This window comes from Pseudomonas sp. LS1212 (assembly GCF_024741815.1).
GTDB lineage: Bacteria > Pseudomonadota > Gammaproteobacteria > Pseudomonadales > Pseudomonadaceae > Aquipseudomonas.
The window spans coordinates 3,306,819-3,330,608 of record NZ_CP102951.1 but is presented as its reverse complement, the minus strand read 5'-3'; the positions used below and the strand labels follow the sequence as shown (position 1 = coordinate 3,330,608).

Sequence of the window (23,790 nt, the reverse complement as noted above, 5' to 3'; positions counted from 1 at the left end):
TTCTTTTGGCTCTTATGCATAAGTATTCAGTGCTTCATGGTGAGTCCCGAAAAGAATTTCTGCGGGTATATATTTCTTGGATTAATGCTCTGGTCTGATAGTTGTGTAGAGATTTAAATATTAAGTCCTTAGTGTTTTCTTGGCTTTTGTCTGTTTTTCGCCCGGCTTACGCTTCATTTTATCAAGGCTTGATCCTGGTTTAAGTTGGCTTGTGCTCGGGTTTTATCTTGGCCGCGCTGCGCTTTCGATTGGTGTTGATGTGCTGATCATCCTTGTTTCGCAGGGCGTTAATTCTTATTGGCCGGAAGGCTATATCAATGGCGTGCACCGCTAGTTGGTGTTTTCGTACCTCTGCGCCTATTGTTTGTTAATTGTGTTGGTGGTTATGCTGAATTATTCGGAGTTGATGGAGACTTCCAGGAATGGGATTTCCACGTACAGGCTTATCTGTGGGGATTCGATGTTGAGGGCTTGTTTTGATGGTTGGATTTACAAACGGTCTAAGTCGAAAAAAAGAAAGCGTCCGAAAACTTACGCTTACGCCGCAAAGGGCTTTATTAACTACATTGAAACTGTAGACCAGCTGTTGGGTGGCTTGACTCCAAAGCTGTACGCCGACGCCCTCGACGCCTATGAAAGCTATCTGGTCTTTGGTGCTGACAGTGAATCTGAGATCGCTAGTGCTGTTGCAAAGGTTCTGCATCCAAAAAAGCTCAAGGGGTCGTCGGTACGGACGTACTTTGCAGCAGTCAATTCATTCCTGGCCGCTAGCGAAAGTGCACACGTTGGTATGAGTCAGTTGTTTGAAGGTGGCTATATTGCCGATGTGGACATATCACCGTTGTCCGATGCGGTCAGTAGTAGGCCTACGACTTCCTTGGAGCGGGCTGCGATCAAATCCAAAAGCTGGTTTGCCGGATGTGTGGCTGGCGGTGCACGTAAGGTAAAAAGCACTCACTTGACCGCCGTTTCGAAACCATCCTCATTGGCTCACACTGATCGTTCGGGGGGAGATGAGAAGGCGTTTCCAATTGATAAGTGCGCGGAGCTAATTGCTGGTGCGACCTGTCTCCGAGATGCAGTGCTGTGGTCGTTCTTGGCCGCGTCGGGTTGCCGTATCTCTGAGGCGTTGACGCTCCAGCGAGACGACATTGTCCTCGAGTTCGAAGTTACGTCCCTGAAGAAGGTTTACATCGTAGACCCGGCAAGCCGTCGCGATTTGCTCAGCAAACACCTTCCGGAGCGCGCCATCAACGAAATTTCGCATAAAGGCCGTAGCACGACTGAGACTTGGCTGATTGAACCCTTCGCTTCGATGTTTTGGGTTTGCCTCCATGAGTATGTGGAGGAGCAACAAGGGCTGGAGAAGAAGCGGCGTCAGCCGGTGTTCCATAACTTTCTGTTTCGAAACCTCCGAAACGGGAAACCGATGCCAACTTCCTACCAGGCGGTATGGGAAAGGTTCAGGACGGCAGCGTTTAAAGTCACGGGTCAAAATTATGGCTTTCACTCACTACGCCACATGTATGCGTACTACCTGCTGAACCATTGCCCGAATCCAATGAACATCCGGAAGTTTGGGATGGATCTGAAGACCGTCCAGCAATTGATGGGGCATGGCTCCATTAAGTCGACTGAGCGCTACGCTAGGCGAGATGCCAAGATGCTGGAAGCGACATTTTCGGCAATCAATATGCTTAGGATGTCGGCTTCAAATTTTAACGTTCAGCAGGTGCAGATCAAATACCTGGAAAATGAAGTGGAAGCTCTGAAGGCAGAGCTTAAAGACGGAAACTCTGATGTTGAATCTTGATGATGTAAAACTTCAATGGTTGGCCAGTGACCAAGAGGTAGTAAGCGAGTTTAAAAGAGCTGTGTCCTTCGTTAGAAAGGTCTATGCCGCTGTAAGGCCTGGCGCCATGGCAAAAGGCGAGGCTGCCGGGAAGCTTCGAAACGCATTTTCCTATGGGGTCAGCTTTAACCATTGGAGTCTCTTGCAGATTGAGGAGGCTTACTCATTTACCACGCGAGATTCTTCAGTAAAGCTGGGGGATATCGACAGAAAGTTCGCTGAACTTCCTGCTTCGTACAACTCCGTCATGTCGTCATTTTTGAAGATGGTGTTCATCGCTTTATGGGCACGCAAGGTTCTTGTCACCGCCTTGGACTTTCAAACGGTCACGAGCAATCACGATATTTTCGATCATCTCTGTGTCGAATTGAATGTCGAGTGTTTATCAAGCATCAGGGGACTCCACCCACTTTCTTCCCTTCCAAGTCAGTATAAGCGGGCTGAGACAAACGACAACAGTAGCCGGGTCAATTTCTGGATTAGGACGTTGTTTTGCACGACGTTCTATACTTTGGCTGACGTTGAGGCGGCAGATTGCCAAGAGCTTTTCGACAACGCGTATGGAACTGGAGAGAAGCGGCTTCGCAGGTATTACGTAAAAGATTTCCTGTTGATGCTGACGAAGGCCGATCCAGGCAAATCTGAGGTAGTGAACTGCATCTTCGGCGCTTACGATCAGGCCCGAGAGACTGAGCTCGAACTTGCGAAGCAAGCGAAGGAGGAGCAGCGTATCGCTGAAGGTAAATCTCGCTTCAGCTCGGTTGATGAGTCCTACGACCTGGCAGCAAAAATTTCTAACAGTGGTGAAGAGTTCAATTTTCAGGATATTCTAAAAACATATTTTAAGCCCAATAAGCTTAAGCGAATTTTTGATCTGAAAACGCATTACGATTACGATCCGATCTACGAGTCCATGCATCCTGCAGTCCAAGATTTCGTGATGCTGATTAACGCACTGTTCAGGTCTTTTATAAAATCCAAGAAACTGCTGAAAGAGCATGGTCACGTTTTGGTATTGAATCTCCTGCTCAGTTACCTGGCCTGCTTTCTTCCGAATTTCATCAGGCGTCGTGATGGTTCGCTTAATGAACATCCAAAAGGGTTTGAGGCGCTGAACTGCACGATCCTGTTTACGCGGCAGCACATCTTCGTTGATGGGGTGTTGAATTATGAGAAGGAGCCACCACCTACATTTTTGACTTACATGGATATGTATGCAAAAGCACAGGGTTGGCATAATGATACACATTATGCTCGTGTTTTAGTGTGTGAGGATTTTTGTACATACATTCAAGATAATCGCAATGAACTAAAAGGCGCTGAGAGTTTTGTCAATAATTTCACTGCTTCCTGCTTCCCTGCCACTCAAAGAAGAACTGGGACGGTAAAAAAAGTTATTCCTCGTGACTATTTTGCTACTTTCCTAAGTATGCTATATAGTCTTGAGTATCTCGTAATGCATATCAATGACATGGCAGCCGGAAGGAATTGCGGAATCCTTAATGGGCGTCTGTGTAAAGTCAATATTTATGATCTACAAGATAGTCATGCATGGTCTGGTTTGATGTCTAAGCATGCGCAGGGTGCCAATGGCATAGGCATGGTAAATCTGGATCTTGTGAACTATTGCCCTATTTTTTTCCATGCAGGAAAAATTTATCGGATGACGTACGTTCCTCGATTCTTTACGCTGATGGACTACGAGGTGAGTGGCACGTTGGTTAAGCGTATTTCTCCGAGTCAGCTTCGTGTCACCATTGCAATGTGCGAAACCGGGCTTCGACAACATCACATTGTATGGCTTGATAAAGATCGTTTTGACTGTGTAATGGATAAGTATAGCAAGAGTCAGTTAGCCCCTCTATTTGTTAATAGCGACAAGTCTCATGGTGAGTGGACGGCAATTGTTGCGCGACATGTGATGAGGCTTTTTGATCGTCAACGTGATTTTTATAATGAATGCTCGTTCGCACATTATAACGAAGATATATGGTATGGCGGCGTGGAGGGTGCAAAGTTTGGTAAGTATAAGCCCCTGTTTAGAGGGGTAGGGGATGGTAGGGCTGATGCCCTGTGGAAGAATTATAAATTGTTTCCTGTGTATCTGTTGATGCTTCAGCATTTTATCCGAGAAACTATGGGTGACACAGGCGGCGACGCACTCGTTTATTATAAAGATAGTTTAGGTGGTAAGATTCCTGTAGATGATTACAGCGTGGAATTTTTGAACAAGGTGTCCAGGAATTCTCTCTCGAGTCCTCACACTCCCCATGCATTGCGGGCCGGGTTCGTGTCGGAAGCAATCCGTTTTCTTCCGCCATCAATTATTGGCCAGTTTATGACCGGGCAAACCGAGGAGCTGGTGTGGTACTACGCAATTTTTGACGGCAAAAATATGCCTGATCATCAGAAGCTGCTCGCCGATTATCTCCAAAAGAACATGCAGGCCTTGGGGCAGGGTGAGGCTCCTGAACTCGCTAAGGTTGTCATGGAGATGAACGCCCGTTTGATGAGTAGCATCCGAAAGGATCCAGTGAAAGCCGTTCAGGATCATGGGTTGGTCAGCCTGACGGGGGTTAAAGAGAGCGAGAGTGGCGTTGAGGTGTTGCGTGCCAAGCGGTACACCCAGTTGGCGTTCAATAATTGCCATATCTGCCCCTTCGGTAACCACTGTCCTAAAGAGGTGGTGGAGCAGTTTGGCGCCGGTCAGCCCTGTGCACTCTGTCCTTACGCCATTCGTGGTGTGGATCATCTGCGCGCCATCAGTGTGGAGAAGGACAAGGCTAAGGAGATGATGGCTGGTGTGTTGAAGCATATCAAAGAGCACCGAGCGCTGAAGAAGTCGTCTCAAAACATCCAGGCTATTGAGAAATTGAATGCTGAACATGATCGTCATGCGCGTGAGGCGTTCGCGCTTGAAGCCATCGAGCAGCAGCTGTATTTGATGGCCAAGTCTGGGCAGCTTCAGAGCCTCTATGCCAATGACAAAGAAGGGGTCGTTAGCCACTATCAGAAAATCCAGCTCACCGAAGATGAGCACTTGTTGAAGCGGTTGATTGATGTTCAGAATTTTCCTGATGCAACCAGTCCAGAGCTCAATACCAAATTTGCTTACATGCGGACGGCACTCCTCGTTAAGGAAAGCAAAATCGAGGAACTGCTCAAAGTGGATGATCGCTCGCCTGCCCACAAGCTCGGTTCTCAGATTGGCAGCATGCTTAGCTCAGGTGCTCTCCATGTAAACGATGTGCTTCGCATCAAGAAGAGTGCTGAACTGCTTCATGATGTGCAGGAGCCGAGCTTGGTCATCGCCAACAGGATCGGTGTGTCACTGAGGAAAGTCGAATGACGGAATCAAGGCACGATCCTTTCCTGAATTTCAGAGAAGCTGCCCGGAAAACGCGTGTCGATCACATCGAAAATGCGTTGAGGTTGTTGAAGGATGCCACTTTCAAGAACGTCACCAGGCTGGCAATTAGCGTTGCGAATTTGGTCACTGATGCTGAAGCGGCTTCATGGGCTGCTGATGGTGTAGGCCGTGAGGATGAGCAGGCTCCCATGAGCCACATCACCCTTCTCAAAAATGCTCATTACCGAGAAATTCTCGACAGCTACTTTGATTTTTCTTCAGGAAAATTGGTCGAAAATACTGTTGATCTAGAATCCCACAGGGCGCTGCAGCTCAAATGTGGCTCCCTGGAGTCTCAGATCAAGTTGCTCAAGCAAATGGTCGTGAATCAGGATAGTAAGGAGGGACTTGAGTACAACGCGGATCCGGTTAGAAATCCCTCTGACACCGAGCAGGCACTCCAAGATGCAAAATACCTCCTGGATTTCCTCGACGATTTTCGCGATTCGTTTGAGGATATGGTTGAAGTGGTTTTGCCAGGTGAGGAGTCGGGTAGGCCTGCGGGGATCCACGGCCCGTTCAATCAGATCCGAACCCATGAGGAGATGGAGCATCTGCAGTCAATTCGGGATCGTATTGAAGATGGCATGAGGGAGTCTAGGTAATCACTGGTGAATGTGGCCTCACCGGTTAGCTTGTCGCAACCGGTTTGAAGTTCTGGACGTGCGACATGAACATGCGAGCGACCAATTGTTAGTTGCGCACTTTGTCCAAGCTAAGAAAAACTACTCTTGGCCAGATTCTCTGGTGCTGCTCGATAGCGATTTGCAAAATATCACGTAGGTTCACACCGCCCCGGTCTCGCTGAGAACGCGTGCTTGTACCGGGCACCCTGATCAATTATGCGACAGCATGCCAGAGCCGCCGCACGGTGCTCTTTGGCAATCCCAGTTGCCGGCAGATCTCCGCCTGCGAGAGCCCGGCCTTCTTCAAATCCTGTACTGCTCTCAGCTTCTCTGCGGCAGATGCCGATTGGGGAGGTGTGAGCTTCGTTGGCTCGCCTGGTAGAACCTCATCAAGGACGCCAAGGTGCAGCAACTCGGCGAGCGTTTCATTCAAGGCAGAGCGGGGAGTCTTGCCCTCATGTGCAGCTGCCACCAGTGTGAGAAACGACAGCGGCGTCAGGCTCAACGCCTGAGCTAGATCTGCGCTGAGGTCAACGCTGGCGGACGTATTTGACGCCTCCAGTCGGCTGATATGACCCTGGTCAGCCTGGCCTTGAAGATCAGCTTGCGATAAGCCACGCCGCACTCTCAGCCACTGCAGCGTTGCTGCGTAAGCCTTTCGCAAAGACATTGAAGCAACCTCCCCAGAAAAGAGGACGGTATGCCGGGTTTGATTGGGGCCAAACAAATGTATATAGTCATTGCGATGGCTCTAAAGCTCTGGTCGCTCAGTGATTTAGACCCGTCGAAATCTCCGCTGTTTTTTCGTTACCTCGAGGATTTGCAATTTATGGGTAATTCCTCTGAGCTTGAGCTGCTGCAGGAGGGTGAGATCTCGTCCTTTGGGACGGAATTTTCTCGAGTTGAAATTGAGGCGTTGGTGGCCGAGCGATTCCCTCGCAAGGCATATTGCTTGGTTGAGGATTGGCTCATTTTCCACGTCGACGAGCCTCAGGAGTCGCTGGCTAAGGTTCGGGCTTCTGGGCTTGAGCCGATGTTCCTGTATTCCCATTGCGTCATCTTTGACGGGCATGGACGGTTTCCCCCTGGCGGCTGGGTACGCTCGACTTTATGCAAGTCGTTCGATGGTGATTGCCTGTTTGAGACGCGCAACACGGTGTACGTGCTTGTGGGGAAGGGGCGTGAGATGACCGCATCGCTCAAGACAATATTCGGTTTATGTTAATCGCAGGTGCCACCAAGCGTGCCTGCCCACATAGGATTCACGATGTTTCGCATTAGCATGCAAGACCAGGCTGGCCCCGTGGGTATGTTTGGCGACGGTCTCGCCCACTTTCACGCGATTTCGCGATCCTTAGCCACACATTGGTATCACGTAAGCCTGAAGCGCCGACATGAGGATCGGTTTGTGGCTTACGAGGAAATGCTGAACGACGAACCTCGTCTAGTTGAGCTGCTGATCTCTCAAGATGAGACTATGGCTGTCCAAGAAGTTCAGGTAGTCACGCCAGGTTGGATGAATAAGGACTCAAGCTGGAAGATGGAAAAGCTGACCTCGCTGTCCATGGGATTCAGCAAGGCAGAGGTGCCGATCTGCATCCTGCAGGTCGAGAGTGGTGATGTGTACGTCAATACCCACCAGCGCGATCTGGATGTTGCCTCACTGATTGGGTTGAAGGAGCTATATCGGCGCAGTAGTGCGACCACCGCAGTGCCTTCCGCGCTGGAGGCTGTGTAGCAATGTCAGAGATCAACACCGTAGCGGTTGATTTGCACGTGAAGCGTTACTCCGACTTTGACCTGCTTCGTATCGCCAAGGCGGTGAGCCAAGAGTACGAAGGCTTGATCACCGCATACCTTGTGAGCGTACATATTCACGCATGCAGTGCAGTCGGCGTCGTGTTTGGTCACCTTTGCCCTGGGCCACATCAGCAACTTGCGGATGGTCGTTTGATCCGGACGTCGGACATTCAGTCTGTGACGAAAGAAGGTAGGTTCTGGGTGATCACCACGGTCAACTCCAAGTATGTGATTGCCACCTTCCCGCGTGATGTAGGACGGCGAAGCTTGCGTGAGTTCATGCGTGTAGCGGGCGACCGGTATTTTCCAACGCCTCGTCGCCTCCAGTAGACGCCGCATCGTTGTTTTTTGGGCTTTCCCCGCTTTCGGGGGACGGCTGTCGTGAACCAAGCCCCGGAAGCGCCGGGGTTTGGCCCTGGCGGGCTTTCATCCTCATCTGGGTAAATGCACTGACTTGCTCACCCATTTGCATTCGACCTGACCAGTCATTTACATCGGATTTGACCAGCACGATTCGTGGACATGACCGGCAGAGAACGACCCATAGCTGGCCTTCGGGAGAGGGCTTTTGCCCTGTCCCTAAGCTTGATAATCAGACCTCAGGAAACTTCATTTTCGCCATGCGCTACGAACAGATTTCGTCATTGGAAGAATTTCTTTCTCAAGTTGAAAAACGCCTTTTGGAGCCCGAACGGCGAGTGAGCGTGTCGTTTCCACCTACCGCAACTACACCCTGGGACAGTGATGCGCTAGCTCGCGCCAATTTGTCGATACTGGAAAGCGTTGCAGGATCCGCAAACCTATACGCCATCTTTACCGGTGCATGCGGTGAAACAGAACGCTCGCTCAGGTATTTTGGAAAAACAACTAAGAAGCTAGCGCGGCAAAGGATTAGGAACCATTTCTTCCGAAAGAGTGAGCAGACAGGGTCGAAGTTGGCCCAGGTTGTAGCACATGCATGTGACGGTGGAACGGTAGAGATCGCTTGGGTTGAAGTGCACCCTGAGTCGCTCAGAATGTAGTGGTCAACTAATCCCGGACACGACGTTAAGTTTTTCTTCGGCCTGAGCTGGCGCCAGCCCACCGTTGAATTGATGGGGGCGAATCCAGTTGTACCGATGCATCAAGAAATGGCTGATATCGCGCTGGGCTTCTTGAGCAGTTCGGTAGCCCATGGTCGGTATCCATTCAGTTTTCACGCTGCGAAACACACGCTCCATCGGCGCATTGTCCCAGCAATTACCCCGGCGGCTCATGCTCTGGCGCATGCGATAACGCCACAGCCGCTGGCGAAATAAACGACTCCCATACTGCGACCCTTGATCCGAGTGAAACAGCAGGCCCTGAGGTCTTCCTCGTTGCTCATAGGCCATATCCAGTGCCTTGATAACCAGCTCGGCGTCCGGCTTTTCCGACAATGCCCAACCCACTATCCGGCGCGCGCAAAGATCTAGCACAACAGCCAGATAATGCCATTTCCCTTGGGCCCAAATGTAGGTGATGTCGCCGCACCACACTTGGTTGGGGGCCGAGACATCGAACTCCCGATTCAAGATGTTCGGGATATCCAACCGTTCGACCGTCGCTCGTTTATAGGCATGAGAACCTGGCTGTTTGCTCACGAGGTCAAGCTCACGCATCAAGCTGCGTACCTTAAATCGCCCCAGTTGCTCGCCGTCTTCACGCATGATCGACAAGATGCTGCGGCTGCCCGCAGCACTACGACTTTCTGTGAACAGTTCATTGACCCGACTGCGCAGCCGAAGCCGCTCAATATCAGGAGTCCGGCGCCTGAGACGCTGGGCGTAGTAACACGAGCGGGTGACTTCAAACACTTTGCACAGCCAATCAATCGGCTCGTGGACGCTAAGCTGATTGATCAGCGCGTACGCTCGTGATCTTCCGACATCAAGAGCGCGGTAGCCTTTTTTAGTATCGATTTTTCCCGTTCAAGGCGGGCGATCCGGACTTCCAGTTCCTGGATTTTCTGCTGCTCCGGGGTCAGCGCTTTGCTTAGCGGGGTGACACCTTGGCGCTCCTTCTGAACCTGCTCAACCCAGCGGCGTAGTGCCGACTCGCCGACGCCGAGTGAACGACTGGCTTCGATGTAGCTGTAGTTTTGCTTGAGCACGAGGTCGGCAGCCTCGCGTTTGAATTCAGCGGAAAAGGAACGGCGTTGTTTGGTCATTTGACACCTCGATCTGGCGAGCATTCTCGCCTAAATGGGTGTCCGGTTTCATTAGACCACTACAGAAATTACCTTGAGGAAGAACTGATAATTCGCCATCCCGAAGCCGACTGGAACAGAGAGAACAGCGCCAAGATCAACGCTTCGTTCGAGGCTCCTAGTCTTGCCCTGGAAGATACGGCTAACTGATATTCGAAGTTTGGAGGGGCGAGAGGCCGCTTCTGGCCGTTCTCTGCCGATCATGGTTACAACACGTGTTGGTCAAATCCGATGCAATTGCTGGTCAGAACGAATGCAAATGGGTGGTCAAGTGGAACGCAATTTCGCAGCCATCCTTAATGACCTCGACGACGAGGAGCGAAACGGCACGCCCTCAACCGGTGAGTCACTCGAGCTCAATGAGGTTCGTGACTCTGTCCCAGTGCAGCATCACCACTGCGGCATCGATATCGTCTTGGAAATGACCATCCACAGCCATGGAGAGAGCGTTTCCTGCAGGCGAGCATCGGATCAACCAGGTTGGTTGACGGGCCTTACGCAACGGACTGGGATAAATTCCTAGCTAGGTGGGAAGCAGAGATGCGGCATCTGGAGCAGCATAGGGCCGCGAGACACAAACCTGGAACTGATTGAGTGAGTGACGGGCATGGTAAAAGACGAAGATGACACTGTGTATTGCGACATTCAGATGCCATTGGCCCAAGGAAGAGAGCTGCTGGATGAGCTTGCAAGGTGTCTAGAAAATCCGGGGCGATTCACTGGATGCTGCGCAAAAAGTTCAGCGTGGTGATCGAGAAGACCGCGCGTGAGCTCGCTGGCACTCCATGCCTGGAGCTCGATGAGCCTGATCCATCCAAGCAAGAGATCTGTTGCAGTCGCATGTTCGGCAATCGTCTCACAGAGATTGCACCGATTGCGGATTCCACGCTATCCGGCCACTCATTCCACGCTTATCCGGCCGGGTATTCCACGCACATCCGGCCACCTGTTCCACGGCCATCCGGCCGGGCAGTTGGAGCGCAGCGACGCAGGTTTGCATTGTTAGTCTGAAGTCCCTGTTGCAGTCAATTTCATCGAACGCCTGCGCATCGATTCACCTTTGAGTTCGATGCGGTAAGCGTTATGCACCAGCCGGTCGAGGATCGCATCGGCCAAGGTCGGATCACCGATCAACTCATGCCATTTGTCCACCGGCATCTGGCTGGTCACCAGCGTCGAGCGGTGGATTCGGCGCTCGAGGATGTGGGCGATGACACCCGCGGTGTTTGGCCCGGTCTGCTCCGCCCAGCGGATCAGCCGCTGCGGCGTCCACTCGGCATGTTCGCGGTGGCTCTTGGGCATGTGCTCGGTCTGGGTGGTGTGACGGCCTTTGTGCGGCGAGCGCACATGGCTGGCCACGCGCTGGTTGGCGTGGAAGCACTCGACGGTCTGTGCGGTCAGGCGCACTTCGAGTTGGTGCTTCACCAGTTGGTACGGTACCGAGTAGTAATGGCCGTCGACTTCGACGTGGTAGTCGATGTGCGCCCGCACCTTTTTCCATTCGGCGTAGACATAGGGCTGTTCCGGCAGGGGTTGCAGCGCGGGTTGGTCGAGCGCCTCGAAGGCCGAGCGGCGCGAGCCGGGCAGCTTCTTGAAGGGTCGTTGATTCAGTCGCTCCAACAGCACGCCGATGGCGGTGTTGAGTTCGCCCAGCGAGAAGAACTGGCGGTTGCGCAAGGCCGCGAGGATCCAGCGTTCGACCACCTGCACGCCGACTTCGACCTTGGCCTTGTCCTTCGGCTTGCGGGCGCGAGCGGGCAACACGGCGACCCCGTAATGCTCGGCCAGATCGCGGTAGCTGGGGTTGATGTCCGGTTCGTAGCGATGCGCTTTGCTGACGCCGCTGCGCAGATTATCCGGTACCAGGATCGCGGGCGCTCCGCCGAGGAAAGCGAAGCAGCGGGCGTGCGAGCCCAGCCAGTCAGGGAGTTTCTGCGACCAGGTGGCTTCGGCGAAGGTGTAGCTGGAAGCGCCGAGGACGGCGACGAAGACCTGGGCCTGGCGGATTTCGCCGGTGTGCCGGTCGATGACCGGCACGGTCTGGCCGGCGTAGTCGACGAACAGCTTTTCACCGGCGCGATGTTCCTGACGCATGATCACGTCGACCTTGGCGGCCCAGAGCCGGTAGTGCACGCAGAACCAGCTGTATTGAAGTGTGTCACGAACGCTGGCGTAAGCCAGCGATGCTGTATCAAAGATGGGAGAAGGCCTCCCGGAGTCGGCTTGCAGGAGCTGGTTTCAAACCGCCCGGTGCTGCTGCGTTCAAAAGGCGTGGTGGTGAGCGACTGTGGAAAAGGCGCTGATATGTTCAATCCCGAGGAAGCGAAGTACGCCAATGGTGTGTTGGTGGAACTGCCGTACCCCACAGACGACGTGCGTTTGATGACAAAGGCTGCGGTGGACGCCGTGGATCGGGTGTACCGGGCAGGGTTCAAGTACAGCAAAGCTGAGGTGCTCCTGGTCAACCTCTGCCAGAAAGGGGAGCACACGGAAGACCTCTTTTCGATCTTTCAGCCAGTTGCCACGGAGAAGGTCATGGGTGTTCTTGACGCCATTAATGGTCGGTGGGGTAGGGGGACGATGCGCTTGGCGAGTGTGCCGACTGATCCTGAATGGGGGATGCGTCGGGAGATGATGAGCCAGAGTTTTACGACGCGGGTTGATCAGCTTTGGACGGTTTACTGCAAATGAGCTGCGCTTCGCCATCCGCAATTCACCATGCCTTGTGAAGGGGCGAGAACAGAATTGCCCGAGATTATGGCTCAGCAATAATTTTGCTGAACCATAGTTTTCGCGGATGGTACTACAGATTCAAACCAGCGACGTTTCACAGATTGCTCAACACCCGCAAAGTGACGTTCCACTGGAGTCACTTCAAGTTAAGTAAGTCAAAAATCACCCGCGCAAATTTACTAGCCTTAGCAGGGTCAGATAATAATTGCATCATCTGATTCTGGTGAGCATCGCCGCTGTCCATAATTGCGTCATCCACCGCGTTGGCAAAATTACCTAGCAGCGCTTGCTCGGCGGTATTGTTGGCCAGTTGCTGCATCACCAACTGGTTTTCACTGACTTTGTCCCGGATGGTGTAGGCGTAGTTCACCATATCTTTGTCGGTAAGCTGATCAGTCACAAACAGCTCGTTGAGCCGTTCCAATATCTGAGAAAGCAGCTCTTCCTTTTTGTCCTTCGCCTTCGCTGAACCCAGCCCCTCACCTGGAACAAGCTTATGGTCAGGCGAGTCCTCTTTTAGCTTCAGGTCTTGCTGAGTTATCTTTGAAACCCGGTAATGGCTGAGGATGATACTGTCTAGGTCAATTTCATCCTCATCCACGGTGGTTTCGCGCAGCATAGGGCTTAGATTGCGTGCATACAGGCTGAGTTTTTCCAGCTGCTTATCATCGTAATCGACGATCTGCGACATGAACTCATAGAAGCGCACGAAAGTGCCGAGATCTTTTTTGAAGATGTCCAGAGCGTCCTTGGCTTGCTTGCATTCCTTCAGGTCGTTTTCAGCGTTGGCGATCAACACTGCATCCTGCGTCTTTTTAATTCGCTCAAAAATGTCCTTCGAGTGCGCGTAGGCGTCAACCGCCAGCTTGTAGCTTTTCGTCCATCGCTCGACTGCTGGCTTACAAATGTTGGCAATCGCCGCGTTGCTTTTGTTTTTGACGAAGAAGGCTTCGCAGAACTGCTCAACCTCGTTCGACTTGTAAATTCCCGCCGCATTGAGCTTTTCAAACAGATCGAAGATCAAGTCTGGATTGGACACGTCGGCCAGTTCTGCTGTCTGAAAATACGGCTGGAACGAGTCGAGGATGTCTTGTGGATCGTTGAAGAAATCCAGGATAAAAGTGCCTACTGCTGCTTTGCCAGGATACGTCCGGTTCAAGCGTGACAGGGTCTGTACGCACTCGACGCCGCCGAGCTTTTTGTCCACGTACATGGCGCAGAGCTTGGGCTGGTCGAACCCGGTCTGAAATTTGTTGGCAACGATCATCACCTGATAATCATCGCTATCAAAGGCTTTGCGCATGTCACGGCCTTTGAGGAAGGGATTCATGTTGCTCTCGGTGTATTTGTTACCGATTAGGGCCACGGCGTTCGGGTCTTTCTCGTTGAACTCTACCTCACCGGAGAACGCGACCATGGCATGGATTTTTTGGTAACCCTTGTCGACGATGTATTTGTCAAAGCACAGCTTATAGCGCACGGCTTCTTTGCGTGAGCTGGTCACTACCATGGCCTTGGCTTGTCCACCCAATAGGCCCATTACGTTGCTACGGAAGTGCTCGACGATTACCTGTACCTTTTGCGCGATGTTGTACTCGTGCAGGCGCACCCACTGGTTGAGTTTGACCTTGGCTTTTTTGCTTTCAACCTCCTGATCCGCCTTGTCGATTTTTTGCGCCAGGTTGTAGGCCACCTTGTAGTTGGTGTAGTTCTTCAGCACATCGAGAATAAAGCCCTCTTCAATAGCCTGGCGCATGCTGTACACATGGTAGGCCTCAGGCTTGTTGGTTTTAGAGGGTAGTTCGGCGGGTTTAGGCAAACGGCCAAACAGCTCCAGCGTCTTGGTTTTTGGCGTGGCGGTGAACGCAAAATAACTGAGGTTTTTTGACGCGCGGCGTGACGCCACGGCGGCATCGAGAATGTCCTCAGAGCTGAGCTCGTCCTCACCATCAGCCTTAGCCTCAATCATCAGCACTTCTTTCAGCTGCCGCGCTGTAGAGCCAGTTTGCGAGGAGTGTGCTTCGTCGGCAATGATCGCGTAGCTGCGCTCTTTCAGGCTGACGCTGTTTTCGATGGCGCGCAGCACATAAGGAAAGGTCTGGATGGTGACGATAATAATCGGCTGTGAGTTTTCCAGCGCGGCCGCGAGCTTCTCCGATTTGGAGCCGTCACCTTCCTGATTATTGATGCGGCCAACGGCACCATCGACGTGTTCAAACTGGTTGATGGTGTCTTGTAGCTGATCATCCAGTACGGTGCGATCCGTCACCACAATCACTGAGTTGAATTGCTTGCAGCCCTGCTCGTCGTAGAGCGCAGATAGTTGATGCGCGACCCAGGCAATCGAGTTGGACTTACCGGAACCGGCGCTGTGCTGGATCAAATATTTATGCCCAGGGCCTTCAGTGCGGGCGTCAGTGACCAATTTATTCACCACATCCCACTGGTGATAACGCGGGAAAATCAGGCTTTCTTTTTTGTATTTACGGCCCTGCCAGTCTTCCTTCTCTTCAATTTGTAGGTGCACAAAGTGCCCGAGAATCGCCAGCAAGTTACTGGGTAGCAACACCTCGTTCCACAGGTAATCAGTGGCGTACTGGTTAATGTCTGCCGGCGCATCATTACCAGCACCGCCGACCGAGGTGCCTTTGTTAAACGGCAGGAAGAAGGTGTCTGTCCCCTCCAGTCGCGTGGTCATATAGACCTCGTACTGGCTCACGGCAAAATGCACCAGGGCGCCTCGCTTGAAGGTCAGCAGCGGTTCGGGCTTTTTGGTCACCGGGTCGGTGGCAAGCCGGGTGGTTTTGTATTGCTTAATGGCGTTGTGGACGGCCTGCTTGAATTCGGATTTCAGCTCCAGTGTGGCTACTGGTAAACCGTTTACAAACAACACCAGGTCGATTCGCCAGGCTTTGGCCTTGCTGCCGGTTTGTTCGAGGTGTTCTTGTGTGGCCCAAGGTGAATACACCAGCTCCGGCACCACCCGGCAGCGGTTCTTGGCATAACGCATCAAGGTGTCAGGGTTTAGCTCGTGCTCAGGCTTGAACTGGCACAGGCTGAAACGAGTACCACGATGGCGTAGTTCGTGACGCAACACGCCTAAGGTGCCGAAGGTGCGCATCTCTTTACTGGCGGCGTTGGGGTCGGTTTTATTCAGCTGGCTGGCGACCCGCTCAAGAAAGTGCTGCCCAGGTTGGGAGGGGTATAGCGCGCAGAATCTTTGCCACTGCTCGGGCTGGGTATCTTGCACAAACCCCAGCAGGTCTTCTGGGTACAAGGCCAGTTCACGGTTGTAGTGTTCGGCTTTGCCAAGCAACCAGCCGGTACTGACCAGATGCTTGAGCATGTCGTTTTGAAACATCAGTTCGCCGGCTTTGCTCATTGCGTCGCTCCTTGCGCTAATTCTGGATGTGCATCAAGCAAGACCGCAGCCATGGCGGTTTCGTGCTTCTTCATGGCTGTATCGCACCAGTCGCTATCGTCATTTATCGAAGAAAATATATCCGCCAATTTCAATGATTGAATTATGCCTTTGTTAAGGCCCGCCCTGAACATTCCTTTTTTCTCAACGGGGTCTTTATCGCTATAGGTCGAGTTCTCGCCAACGGACAACAGCGCAAGATTACCAAAGCGATCCAGCTGAGTGATTTCACCTGTGTTTTTACTTTGAGGGCTGACATGTTCTACTGAGGTAACATGGCGCATACGAAAAATAGTGGCGCTACCCTTCAAAATCTCTGGTCTCACAGGTTTATTGTCGGGATCGTCAGCATTGAACCAGCACTCCCAGAGTAAATACTCAAGCTTGTAAAACCAATAATGCGGAGTATCTGTGCCTAGGCCGTCACACAGTGCAAAGGTATCACCCACGCCCAAAATCTCCTGCAGGCTTTTGCCTCTGGCGACCGTTTGCGCATAACGTGCATCTTGCTGTGTTAGCCCATTCAGCAGGTTCTTGGCGTCATCAAGTTGGGCGCCTGGCTCATATAATGCTTTCAGCGCTTCCGTCAACCAAGGCACACGGGTCAAGTCTTGACTGAAATACATCATGCTTTGCAGCATGCTGATGGAGTCCCAGTGTTGGCCGGTACGCTTAGTTCGCTGATTGTTTTTGGAAGCTTCTGCTAATGGTGAGGCAATCTCCCAGCGCGTCGCCACGTGACTGCTCTCATGAACATGGCCTTTAATCATAAAATTGTCCATGAGTAGCCGACAGCGCAGCAAACAATGGATAAACGCCTTGCATTGCGTCTTGTCACCAAACGGTTTGTGCTGATGCTCGAGGTTACTCGGAAAATGCTTGTCAAACTCAGCAAGCAGTTTTTTATGATCGACCGAAACACCCGCATGGTCACTGCTAGGTGTGGAGTCACCAACAAACACTCTCAACACATGCAGCAAAAAAACTGGAAATGAAACAAAGCTTTTATACTTCGTGGATAATTCTTCGTCAGTGTCTACAGTGTTTGTTTTTGCATTTGGGGTATTGAGTATGTGCGCTAATGTCCGTGTACCCTCTACTAAAGAGTCTGTACCGCCCTCACTTCGGGTAGTTACCTTACTCAGCAAGTGAGTTCCAATGTGGTGTGCGCTTCGCCCATAGTCGAACTCGGCCTGTAAGCTGTTTTTAACATACCCATCAATGTCGGCGCACAGATCCCACGCCCAAGCATAAACCCGTCGCTCTACCTCTGGCAGTTGGTTGAGCAATCGCGCCTTGAGAATTTCATGTTTTTCGAGCTGCACGCCACGGCTATTCATGCTGTCAAAAAATCGATTCTTATCGGTCTCTTGATGCAGCTTGGTAACGACGAAGGTGGCCTTGGCCCATAGATAGTCACTGAATGCCTGCACTCGACCAGCGCCTGTCATACCTTCCTCTTGCTGAGGCTGGTTGGCCAGTCTGTTGAAGAAGTTGATTATCGTTTTGCGGGCAACAACCATAGCTTCGTTTTTTAACCAGCCATTGCATTCAGTGCTCGATGCGCAACCACAGTCGCAGCCCCAGTTACGCATGAAAGCCGCCAATGCCTGCTTGTCTTGCTCGCGACCAGAGAAATCCAACCGGGCGACTGGTGGTTGCTTGGCACCGACAGCCATAAAGCTTCGCCACTTGGGTAACGAGTCAAGGCTTAAACCTAGCGGTGCAGTCACCAGCACGGAGGCAATAAGCCATAAGGTGGTCATGCGCTGCTGGCCGTCAATGAGTTCAAGACGGCCATCATCAATTGGGCTGACGACCACCGCGCCGATAAAATATTCGGTGTCTGACTGCTGCTGGCAAGCCTCCCAGACGTCCTGGAGCAAGCACTCGACGTGCTGCGTCTCCCACGTGTACAGGCGCTGGTAGATGGGAATCAGAAAGGGTGTGTCCAGCGCAGGAATGTGTCCTGCGTGCTCTTCACTGCCGCTGACCATACGCTGTGCACTGTATTTATTCGCCGTAAGCTCATGGGCGCGATTAGGCATGTTGCTCATCCTTGAAGAACTTGGCGTGCAAGACAGTCGCTAAAGACGTGTGGCTATTCAAATGCGGGCTATTACCCGCTGCGTAGGTGCTTGCGAACGCCTTGAGATAACGTCGTATCACTGGCCTTTTTTTGGTTGTTTCCACCTGCGCTGGCTCAAATTTCAGTAGCGCTTGTGCCTGTTTGCCACTCAGTTTTTCGATCAGAGCCACGGCCTGCAGTGAGGATGGGCATTGCAACAGGTCTACAAAAATTTCATTTGTTGCAAAATGATTTTCTACGGTACTGCGGCGTAATGAGCCTTCGGTAATGCGCAGGCTGAACACGTATTGATCTGCCAAGGTCGCAAAGGAGGCAAAGCGTTCATCCTCAGCAAAGCGATCCAGATAAAACACTAGCATCGCCAGCCATATTTCGATTAACCGTGAATAGCCGGCATCCTGCCCTTGCTCAACCGCACGATGGAGCTGCAGCAAACGCCCGTGTAGGGTTGCATTCTGCTGCTCTGGTTCAACGAGCGTTGAATTGCCTGACGTAATGTCCAGCGGGAAATGCTGTCTATACAGCTCGGTGTATTTGGCGATATAAAAAAAGAACTGCTCGCCGCCCAATAGTGGCTGATTCAGCTGTAACGGTAGACGCGAGACGCTGCGCTCTTCGACGGCAACCTGCGAGCCATTCACATTGACCAACGTTGTGAATGTGAACACATCGGCCTCAGCGTGGTTAGCGTCATGGCTAACATTCCAGTCGCGATAAAAACTCACGGCCGTCGGCGGCGATAGCTGGATGGTCTTAGGGCCGTCGGCTGTGGGTTTCGGTGCCTGTACGGCGAACTCCTTCACCAGTTGCAAGTCGTCCACTTTATTACCACGTTGGCGAAAACGCGTGCGCGCCAGAATCTGCTCGGTCAAGAAATAGGCCAGGCGTTGGCCGTTACCGACCTTTTGCCGCTCATACGCCTCCCACAGATTAGAGCAGCCAATACCCACACTGGCGTCCGAGACCACGGCGCGAAGATGCCGGGCCTTGAGCAGGTCAAAATCGCTCAGGCGCTTGCCGGAGGTATTTTGGCTATCGAAAAAGGCAAATGCTTGGTCAATCGAGGAGATGCTGATCACCACGAACTGGAGCTTGTCCAGCAGCTTCTCGATCTGCCACTTGCTGCCGGGCTCTGTAGCCAGATAGCGTTCAATTTGCCGAAAGTTGGCCGCCAGGTTCTGCTGCGACTGGCTGTCAGGGAATTCCGCTTGAAGCAGTTGTTTGACTGCCAGTGGTTCAATTTTCCCCAGTGCTTGCAACAGCAAGACCAATGTCAAACAGCGTTGCTGGCCATCGACCAGCTGGTCTTTAGTGCCTGTAATCTCTGCGGGTTCCTGGTGCAGGATTATCGTGCCGAGAAACAACGGTGCTTGAGAGGAGGTTGCCTCCGCTGGTTGGAGTTGCTGCTCGATATCAGCCAATAACGACGCAACCTGATCTAGCCCCCAACAATAGCGGCGCTGGTACTCCGGGATGGCCAACGGTCGCTCGGCTAACTCCCGCAGCGAATGCGTGGCAACTGTTACAGCGTCTTGGGCAGTCACGCTGCCAGGGCCTTGGCAGGCTCACAGCGACCAAGTGCGGGGGCCGAGCAGAACGCTCCCATGGCGCTGCCGGCTTTGGGGTTGGTGTTATTCGCCCGGCTGGCGAAACACTCGAGAAAGTGCTGCTTTGGGTGGCTTGGGTACAGGGCGCAGAATATCTGCCACTGGCCAAGCTGGGTATCTGGCACAAAACCCAGTAGATCCTCAGGGTACAAGGCCAGTTCACGGTTGTAGTGTTCCGTCTTGCCCTGCAACCAGCCGTTGGCCACCAGGTGCTTGAGCATATCGTTCTGAAACGTCAGCTCGTTGGCCTTAGCGCCAGCTGATACATTCATGCGGCAACTTCCTTGTGGGTTTGATTGGCTGGCGGTGCGGCCCAGTCTCTTACGTCGATTTTGCCGGTAACGGCGGCGGAGACTAGGGCGGTGCGGCGTTCTTGCATCAGTCCGATTGCTACATACGCCTTCTTAACCATTAACTCGATCTTGGCGACCTCTTGCTCCAGATAAGAAACTATTTCCTTTTGCTCATAAACGCTAGGCAGCAATGTATGCATTGCTCGGAGTTCGCCAACATTAAGATTGTCTTTGCCAAAGCCAAACTTCAGCCTATTTACTTCTGCTTTTCCGTAAGCAGAATTCATACAGTATGTGAAATACTCCTTAACCAACTCATCGGAAGGGGTAACGATTAATGTTGTAAACGTGTGGCATTGATCATATTCATCAGGAACACAACAGGTTAAACCTACATTAGAGCCTGTTCTAACTATTACAACATCCCCAGCCTTCACTTTTTTTGAAGCCTGCGCCTCAGCAAAGCCTGGGTTCAAATACAACATATCGCCCCCATCAAAATATCCCTCCTTTATATTCTGATTTCTGATAATTGGAACGCCTTCTTCTTCATAACAATCCGTTACTGACATTGCCAAACCAACAGCCAGCTTCTTGGAGGCCAAAGACAGTGACTTCAGCGTCCAATGCTCTGGCATTAGCCCGACACTTAAAACACCCGAGTCACGCATCTTGGCGTTTGGGTTCAAACCTTTGGTAACGGCATGGCTAATCACGGCCTGACGTTTTTCTTTTAGCAGCTGAATAAGCTGTTGTTGTTTTTCGATCAGGGTGTCGATCTTGGCTGTTTCGTGGTCTAGGAAGTTTGTGATTCTTTGACGCTCATCAAGCGTTGGAAGCCAAATATTAACTCCTCGCAAAATAGCCTGAGTGATGCTAAAAACCTTTACGCCTTTAACTGCGTATCTAATTTGAGCTCTGAACTCACGAGAGTCGAAGAGATATGCATAGAAACGGCTACATTGCCTATCTGCGGGACGGGCAATGATGGTGTGGTATCCAGAAAATACAACATGATCGGTGGTTAGTTGCGTGAAGTTTCCGGAGCCGTCAATGTCCTCTGACGTGTCTGCGAAAACCAAGTCACCCTTAAGTAATAGAGCGCTTTGTGATGAGATTAAGTAATCCTCACTGACGCACTTGAGCTGGTGAATGGAGGGGTCAAGTTCAAAGCCATACTTTGAGTGAACCTCGCCATAGTTAACGCAAAAGACCCCGTCATCTAATAAGTTTTCTTTGGTAATGCCTAATCCTTTGCCAAAGGAAAACATATAGCGCAACTTGCTAACATCCCAATGTGCCGGAATTTCTCTCAGCCACTCAATTGCGGAGTCTTTGTACTCAGAATACGGCTTATATCGCGCTGCCATCAGGAGTGCACCTCTTGCAGTAAGGCCATAATCTCGGCTGATACGGCATCCAGATCCGCATCGATCTCAAGCAAATTCCGTGGCGGTTGGTACTGGTAAAAGTGTCGGTTAAAGGGGATTTCGTAACCGACGATTCCGACTTGCTGATCCTTAGCGTCCTTCTTGCTGGCATCTATCCAGGCATCGGATACGTGCGGCTGCACTTCTTTAAGGAAGTAAGCCTCGTTAATGGCGTTAACGCTCTGGCTCGGGTCAAGTGCGACGTTTTCGTTGTCGCGTAGGTCGCTATCTGTTTGGTACTCCAGCACCTCGCCGTCGACGGCAAACAAGCCATACAGGGGATTGGCTTTGGTTTTGTGAACCTTCTTGATGATCTTGGCAGCGGCTGGGTTCTTCCAGCTCACCGCATCGATAATCTGCTTTTTGTCTTTGGTGTCCAAGGCAATGCTCTGTTGCTTGCAGGCGGCCTTGATCGCGTCATCAAAAGTGTTCATGTCGTCGTGCTGGGCAGTGCCGATGATGGCCTGCAGGCTTTGTGCTTTCAGTAACAGCCTCTTCTGATCCAGCCACGTTGTTCTGTTAAGCAGATCTTTGATGTGCTTCTCTTTTAGATCGGAGAAGTGCAGTTTGAAGTAGCGCCGAATGGCATCTTCATGTGCGCTCAAGTCGCCGTAACGCTTACAGGTGTCACAGTCGCTCCAGCTCTCACCCTCTACTGCGCTGTACTCCTGGTAGAGCCATTTCATGGCGGTGTTGATGGCACCCGGAGCAAAGCGACATTCAGCTATGCGTGCATCGCTGAATTGGAAGGACTGCCGCAACGGGCGCTCAATGCTGATGCGGCGATAGCCAAACTCATAGCTGTTGAAGATCTTGCTGGCGAAGGTCTTGGCTGCCTCGGCTTTCGGGTTAGCAGCCTGGCGGCCCCGATTACTCTTTTGTGCGGCTTGTTTGTCCAGCTCGTAAGCATCGACTGCGGTAAAGCTGCCGAAGGCGCGGATCACCGTGGCGATATCGCTTTCGTCCATTTCATTGCGCTTGGAACCGAGGGATTTGCGCATTTTTCCGCAAAGATTCACGCCATTGATCAACTGTACCTTGCCCTTACGTTCCTGGGCTTTTTTGTTCGACAGCACCCAGACATAGGTCGAGATTCCGGTGTTGTAGAACATGTCGGTAGGTAGGGCGATGATGGCCTCGAGCAAGTCGGATTCTAGAATGTAGCGGCGGATTTCTGATTCGCCAGAGCCAGCACCACCGGTAAACAATGGTGAACCATTGAGGATGATGCCGATTCGACCGCCGCCCTGGGAGCCGTCGCGGAGCTTGCTGATCAGGTGCATCAGGAACAATAACGAGCCATCGCTAACCCGTGGCAGGCCAGCGCCAAAACGGCCGTTGAAACCTTTTTGCGTGTGCTCGTCGTTGATGTCTTGCTCGATCTTTTTCCAGTCCACGCCAAAAGGTGGGTTGGAAAGCATGTAGTCAAATTCAGTGGCGTCCAGCTGATCGTTCGACAGGGTGTTGCCGAGCTTAATGTTGCTGACGTCTTGGCCCTTGATCAGCATGTCGGCTTTGCAGATGGCGTAACTCTCGGGGTTAAGCTCCTGACCATAGGCGCGCATCACGGCCTGCGGGTTGAGCTCATGTACGTATTCCATGCCTGAAGATAGAAAACCTCCAGTACCCGCTGTTGGGTCGTAAATGGTTCGGATGATGCCGGGCTTGGTCAGCGCATCATCGTCCTCCATAAACACCAGGGAGGTGGTGAGCCGCACGATGTCACGCGGAGTAAAGTGCTCCCCAGCGGTGTCATTTGAGCTTTCCGCAAATCGGCGAATCAACTCTTCAAACACCAGGCCCATGTCGTGGTTGGAAACTGCAGCAGGGTTTAAGTCAGTCTTCCGTACCTTCTGCACAACCTTGTAGAGCAGGTTGGCATCGTTCAGTTGCCCGAGAAATTCGGTGAATTTGAAGTGTTCGAAAATCTCCCGTGCATCTTTGGAAAAGCCCTGCAGGTAGGACTCCAGATTGGCCTTGATGCCGGATTCACCGAGCTTGGACAGATCCATTTTTGAGGTATTGAAAAACGACAGCCCACCGCTGGCACGCAGGAGCAGTTTTTCCTGGGCTTCTTCGGAAATATTGAGTTGCTGGACGCGTGCATGCTCCGCCAGCACCGCCGCCTTGCTTGCCTCCAGCACGCACTCGAGTCGACGCAGCAAGGTGAACGGCAGAATGATCCGACCGTACTGGCTTTGCCTAAAGTCACCACGGAGTAAATCGGCTAAAGACCAGATGTAGGCGGCCAGATTGTTAGAGGCTTGCGACATTATTTGGAATTCCCTGTAGTGCTTGGCGGA

General features: G+C 52.0%; 14 protein-coding genes and 4 pseudogenes. 8 read left to right on the top strand and 10 right to left on the bottom strand.

Translation table 11 applies throughout. From position 1 onward, the window contains the following. Window positions 1–385 precede the first annotated feature (385 nt). The 3 genes from NVV94_RS15530 to NVV94_RS15520 are packed head-to-tail and all read left to right on the top strand — an operon-like array spanning window position 386 to window position 5,866. The gene (locus NVV94_RS15530; protein ID WP_258443272.1) at window positions 386–1,813 is read left to right on the top strand and encodes a site-specific integrase; all 1,428 of its coding nucleotides are present in this window, start codon (window positions 386–388) and stop codon (window positions 1,811–1,813) included. After that, complete coding sequence (locus NVV94_RS15525) at window positions 1,800–5,201, top strand: hypothetical protein (RefSeq protein WP_258443270.1); 3,402 nt, start codon at window positions 1,800–1,802, stop codon at window positions 5,199–5,201. The genes NVV94_RS15530 and NVV94_RS15525 overlap by 14 nt, the downstream gene beginning before the upstream one ends. Further along, window positions 5,198–5,866 carry a hypothetical protein gene (locus tag NVV94_RS15520; RefSeq protein ID WP_258443269.1) on the top strand — a complete coding sequence of 223 codons (669 nt, stop codon included), beginning with the start codon at window positions 5,198–5,200 and terminating at the stop codon, window positions 5,864–5,866. Before NVV94_RS15525 ends, NVV94_RS15520 begins: the two co-directional genes overlap by 4 nt. Before the next feature lie 235 nt (window positions 5,867–6,101). On the opposite strand, the gene NVV94_RS15515 is transcribed toward NVV94_RS15520, so the two are convergent. After that, the gene (locus tag NVV94_RS15515; RefSeq protein ID WP_258443268.1) at window positions 6,102–6,557 is read right to left on the bottom strand and encodes a helix-turn-helix domain-containing protein; all 456 of its coding nucleotides are present in this window, start codon (window positions 6,555–6,557) and stop codon (window positions 6,102–6,104) included. 159 nt (window positions 6,558–6,716) lie between these two features. On the opposite strand from NVV94_RS15515, the gene NVV94_RS15510 reads away from it, so the two are divergent. From NVV94_RS15510 to NVV94_RS15500, 3 genes are read left to right on the top strand one after another with little or no spacing between them, the layout of a single operon-like run. Continuing rightward, window positions 6,717–7,112: a DUF6957 family protein gene (locus tag NVV94_RS15510; RefSeq protein ID WP_309304299.1), complete on the top strand. Its 396-nt coding sequence runs from the start codon at window positions 6,717–6,719 to the stop codon at window positions 7,110–7,112. Between the two features lie 42 nt (window positions 7,113–7,154). Then, a complete protein-coding gene (locus NVV94_RS15505) occupies window positions 7,155–7,625 on the top strand; it encodes a hypothetical protein (RefSeq protein WP_258443266.1) in 471 nt (156 codons plus the stop codon). 2 nt (window positions 7,626–7,627) lie between these two features. Beyond that, a complete protein-coding gene (locus NVV94_RS15500; RefSeq protein ID WP_258443265.1) occupies window positions 7,628–8,017 on the top strand; it encodes a hypothetical protein in 390 nt (129 codons plus the stop codon). Between the two features lie 695 nt (window positions 8,018–8,712). Here NVV94_RS15500 and NVV94_RS15495 read toward each other — a convergent pair. Then, window positions 8,713–9,875, bottom strand: a protein-coding gene (locus NVV94_RS15495) for an IS3 family transposase (protein ID WP_258443255.1) whose coding sequence is annotated in 2 segments (ribosomal slippage) — window positions 8,713–9,620 and window positions 9,620–9,875 — 1,164 coding nt in all. Because the reading frame shifts where the segments join, the coding sequence is not laid out codon by codon here. Window positions 9,876–10,634: 759 nt separating this feature from the next. On the opposite strand from NVV94_RS15495, the pseudogene NVV94_RS15485 reads away from it, so the two are divergent. Next, window positions 10,635–10,799, top strand: a pseudogene (locus tag NVV94_RS15485) (DNA polymerase V subunit UmuC); the annotation flags it as partial. 117 nt (window positions 10,800–10,916) lie between these two features. Here the strand turns inward: NVV94_RS15485 and NVV94_RS15480 are convergent. Then, window positions 10,917–11,111 (bottom strand): annotated as a pseudogene (locus NVV94_RS15480) (ATP-binding protein); the annotation flags it as partial. Continuing rightward, window positions 11,097–12,065: pseudogene (istA, locus tag NVV94_RS15475) on the bottom strand (IS21 family transposase); the annotation flags it as partial. The pseudogenes istA and NVV94_RS15480, both read right to left, overlap by 15 nt. Before the next feature lie 153 nt (window positions 12,066–12,218). Between istA and NVV94_RS15470 the strand changes: the two are divergent. After that, a pseudogene (locus NVV94_RS15470) lies at window positions 12,219–12,605 on the top strand (DUF4113 domain-containing protein); the annotation flags it as partial. A 178-nt stretch (window positions 12,606–12,783) separates the two neighbouring features. On the opposite strand, the gene NVV94_RS15465 reads toward NVV94_RS15470, so the two are convergent. The 6 genes from NVV94_RS15465 to NVV94_RS15440 are packed head-to-tail and all read right to left on the bottom strand — an operon-like array spanning window position 12,784 to window position 23,763. Beyond that, on the bottom strand, window positions 12,784–16,029 hold the full coding sequence (locus tag NVV94_RS15465; RefSeq protein ID WP_258443264.1) for a type I restriction endonuclease subunit R: 3,246 nt from the start codon (window positions 16,027–16,029) through the stop codon (window positions 12,784–12,786). Further along, window positions 16,026–18,116 (bottom strand): DUF262 domain-containing protein, encoded by a 2,091-nt coding sequence (locus tag NVV94_RS15460; protein ID WP_258443263.1) that lies wholly within the window; start codon window positions 18,114–18,116, stop codon window positions 16,026–16,028. Before NVV94_RS15460 ends, NVV94_RS15465 begins: the two co-directional genes overlap by 4 nt. Next, complete coding sequence (locus NVV94_RS15455) at window positions 18,109–19,701, bottom strand: DUF262 domain-containing protein (protein WP_258443262.1); 1,593 nt, start codon at window positions 19,699–19,701, stop codon at window positions 18,109–18,111. Before NVV94_RS15455 ends, NVV94_RS15460 begins: the two co-directional genes overlap by 8 nt. Then, the gene (locus NVV94_RS15450; protein WP_258443261.1) at window positions 19,698–20,036 is read right to left on the bottom strand and encodes a hypothetical protein; all 339 of its coding nucleotides are present in this window, start codon (window positions 20,034–20,036) and stop codon (window positions 19,698–19,700) included. The genes NVV94_RS15455 and NVV94_RS15450 overlap by 4 nt, the downstream gene beginning before the upstream one ends. Then, window positions 20,033–21,427: a restriction endonuclease subunit S gene (locus tag NVV94_RS15445; protein ID WP_258443260.1), complete on the bottom strand. Its 1,395-nt coding sequence runs from the start codon at window positions 21,425–21,427 to the stop codon at window positions 20,033–20,035. Before NVV94_RS15445 ends, NVV94_RS15450 begins: the two co-directional genes overlap by 4 nt. Beyond that, a complete protein-coding gene (locus NVV94_RS15440) occupies window positions 21,427–23,763 on the bottom strand; it encodes an N-6 DNA methylase (protein ID WP_408733509.1) in 2,337 nt (778 codons plus the stop codon). Before NVV94_RS15440 ends, NVV94_RS15445 begins: the two co-directional genes overlap by 1 nt. Window positions 23,764–23,790 lie beyond the last annotated feature (27 nt).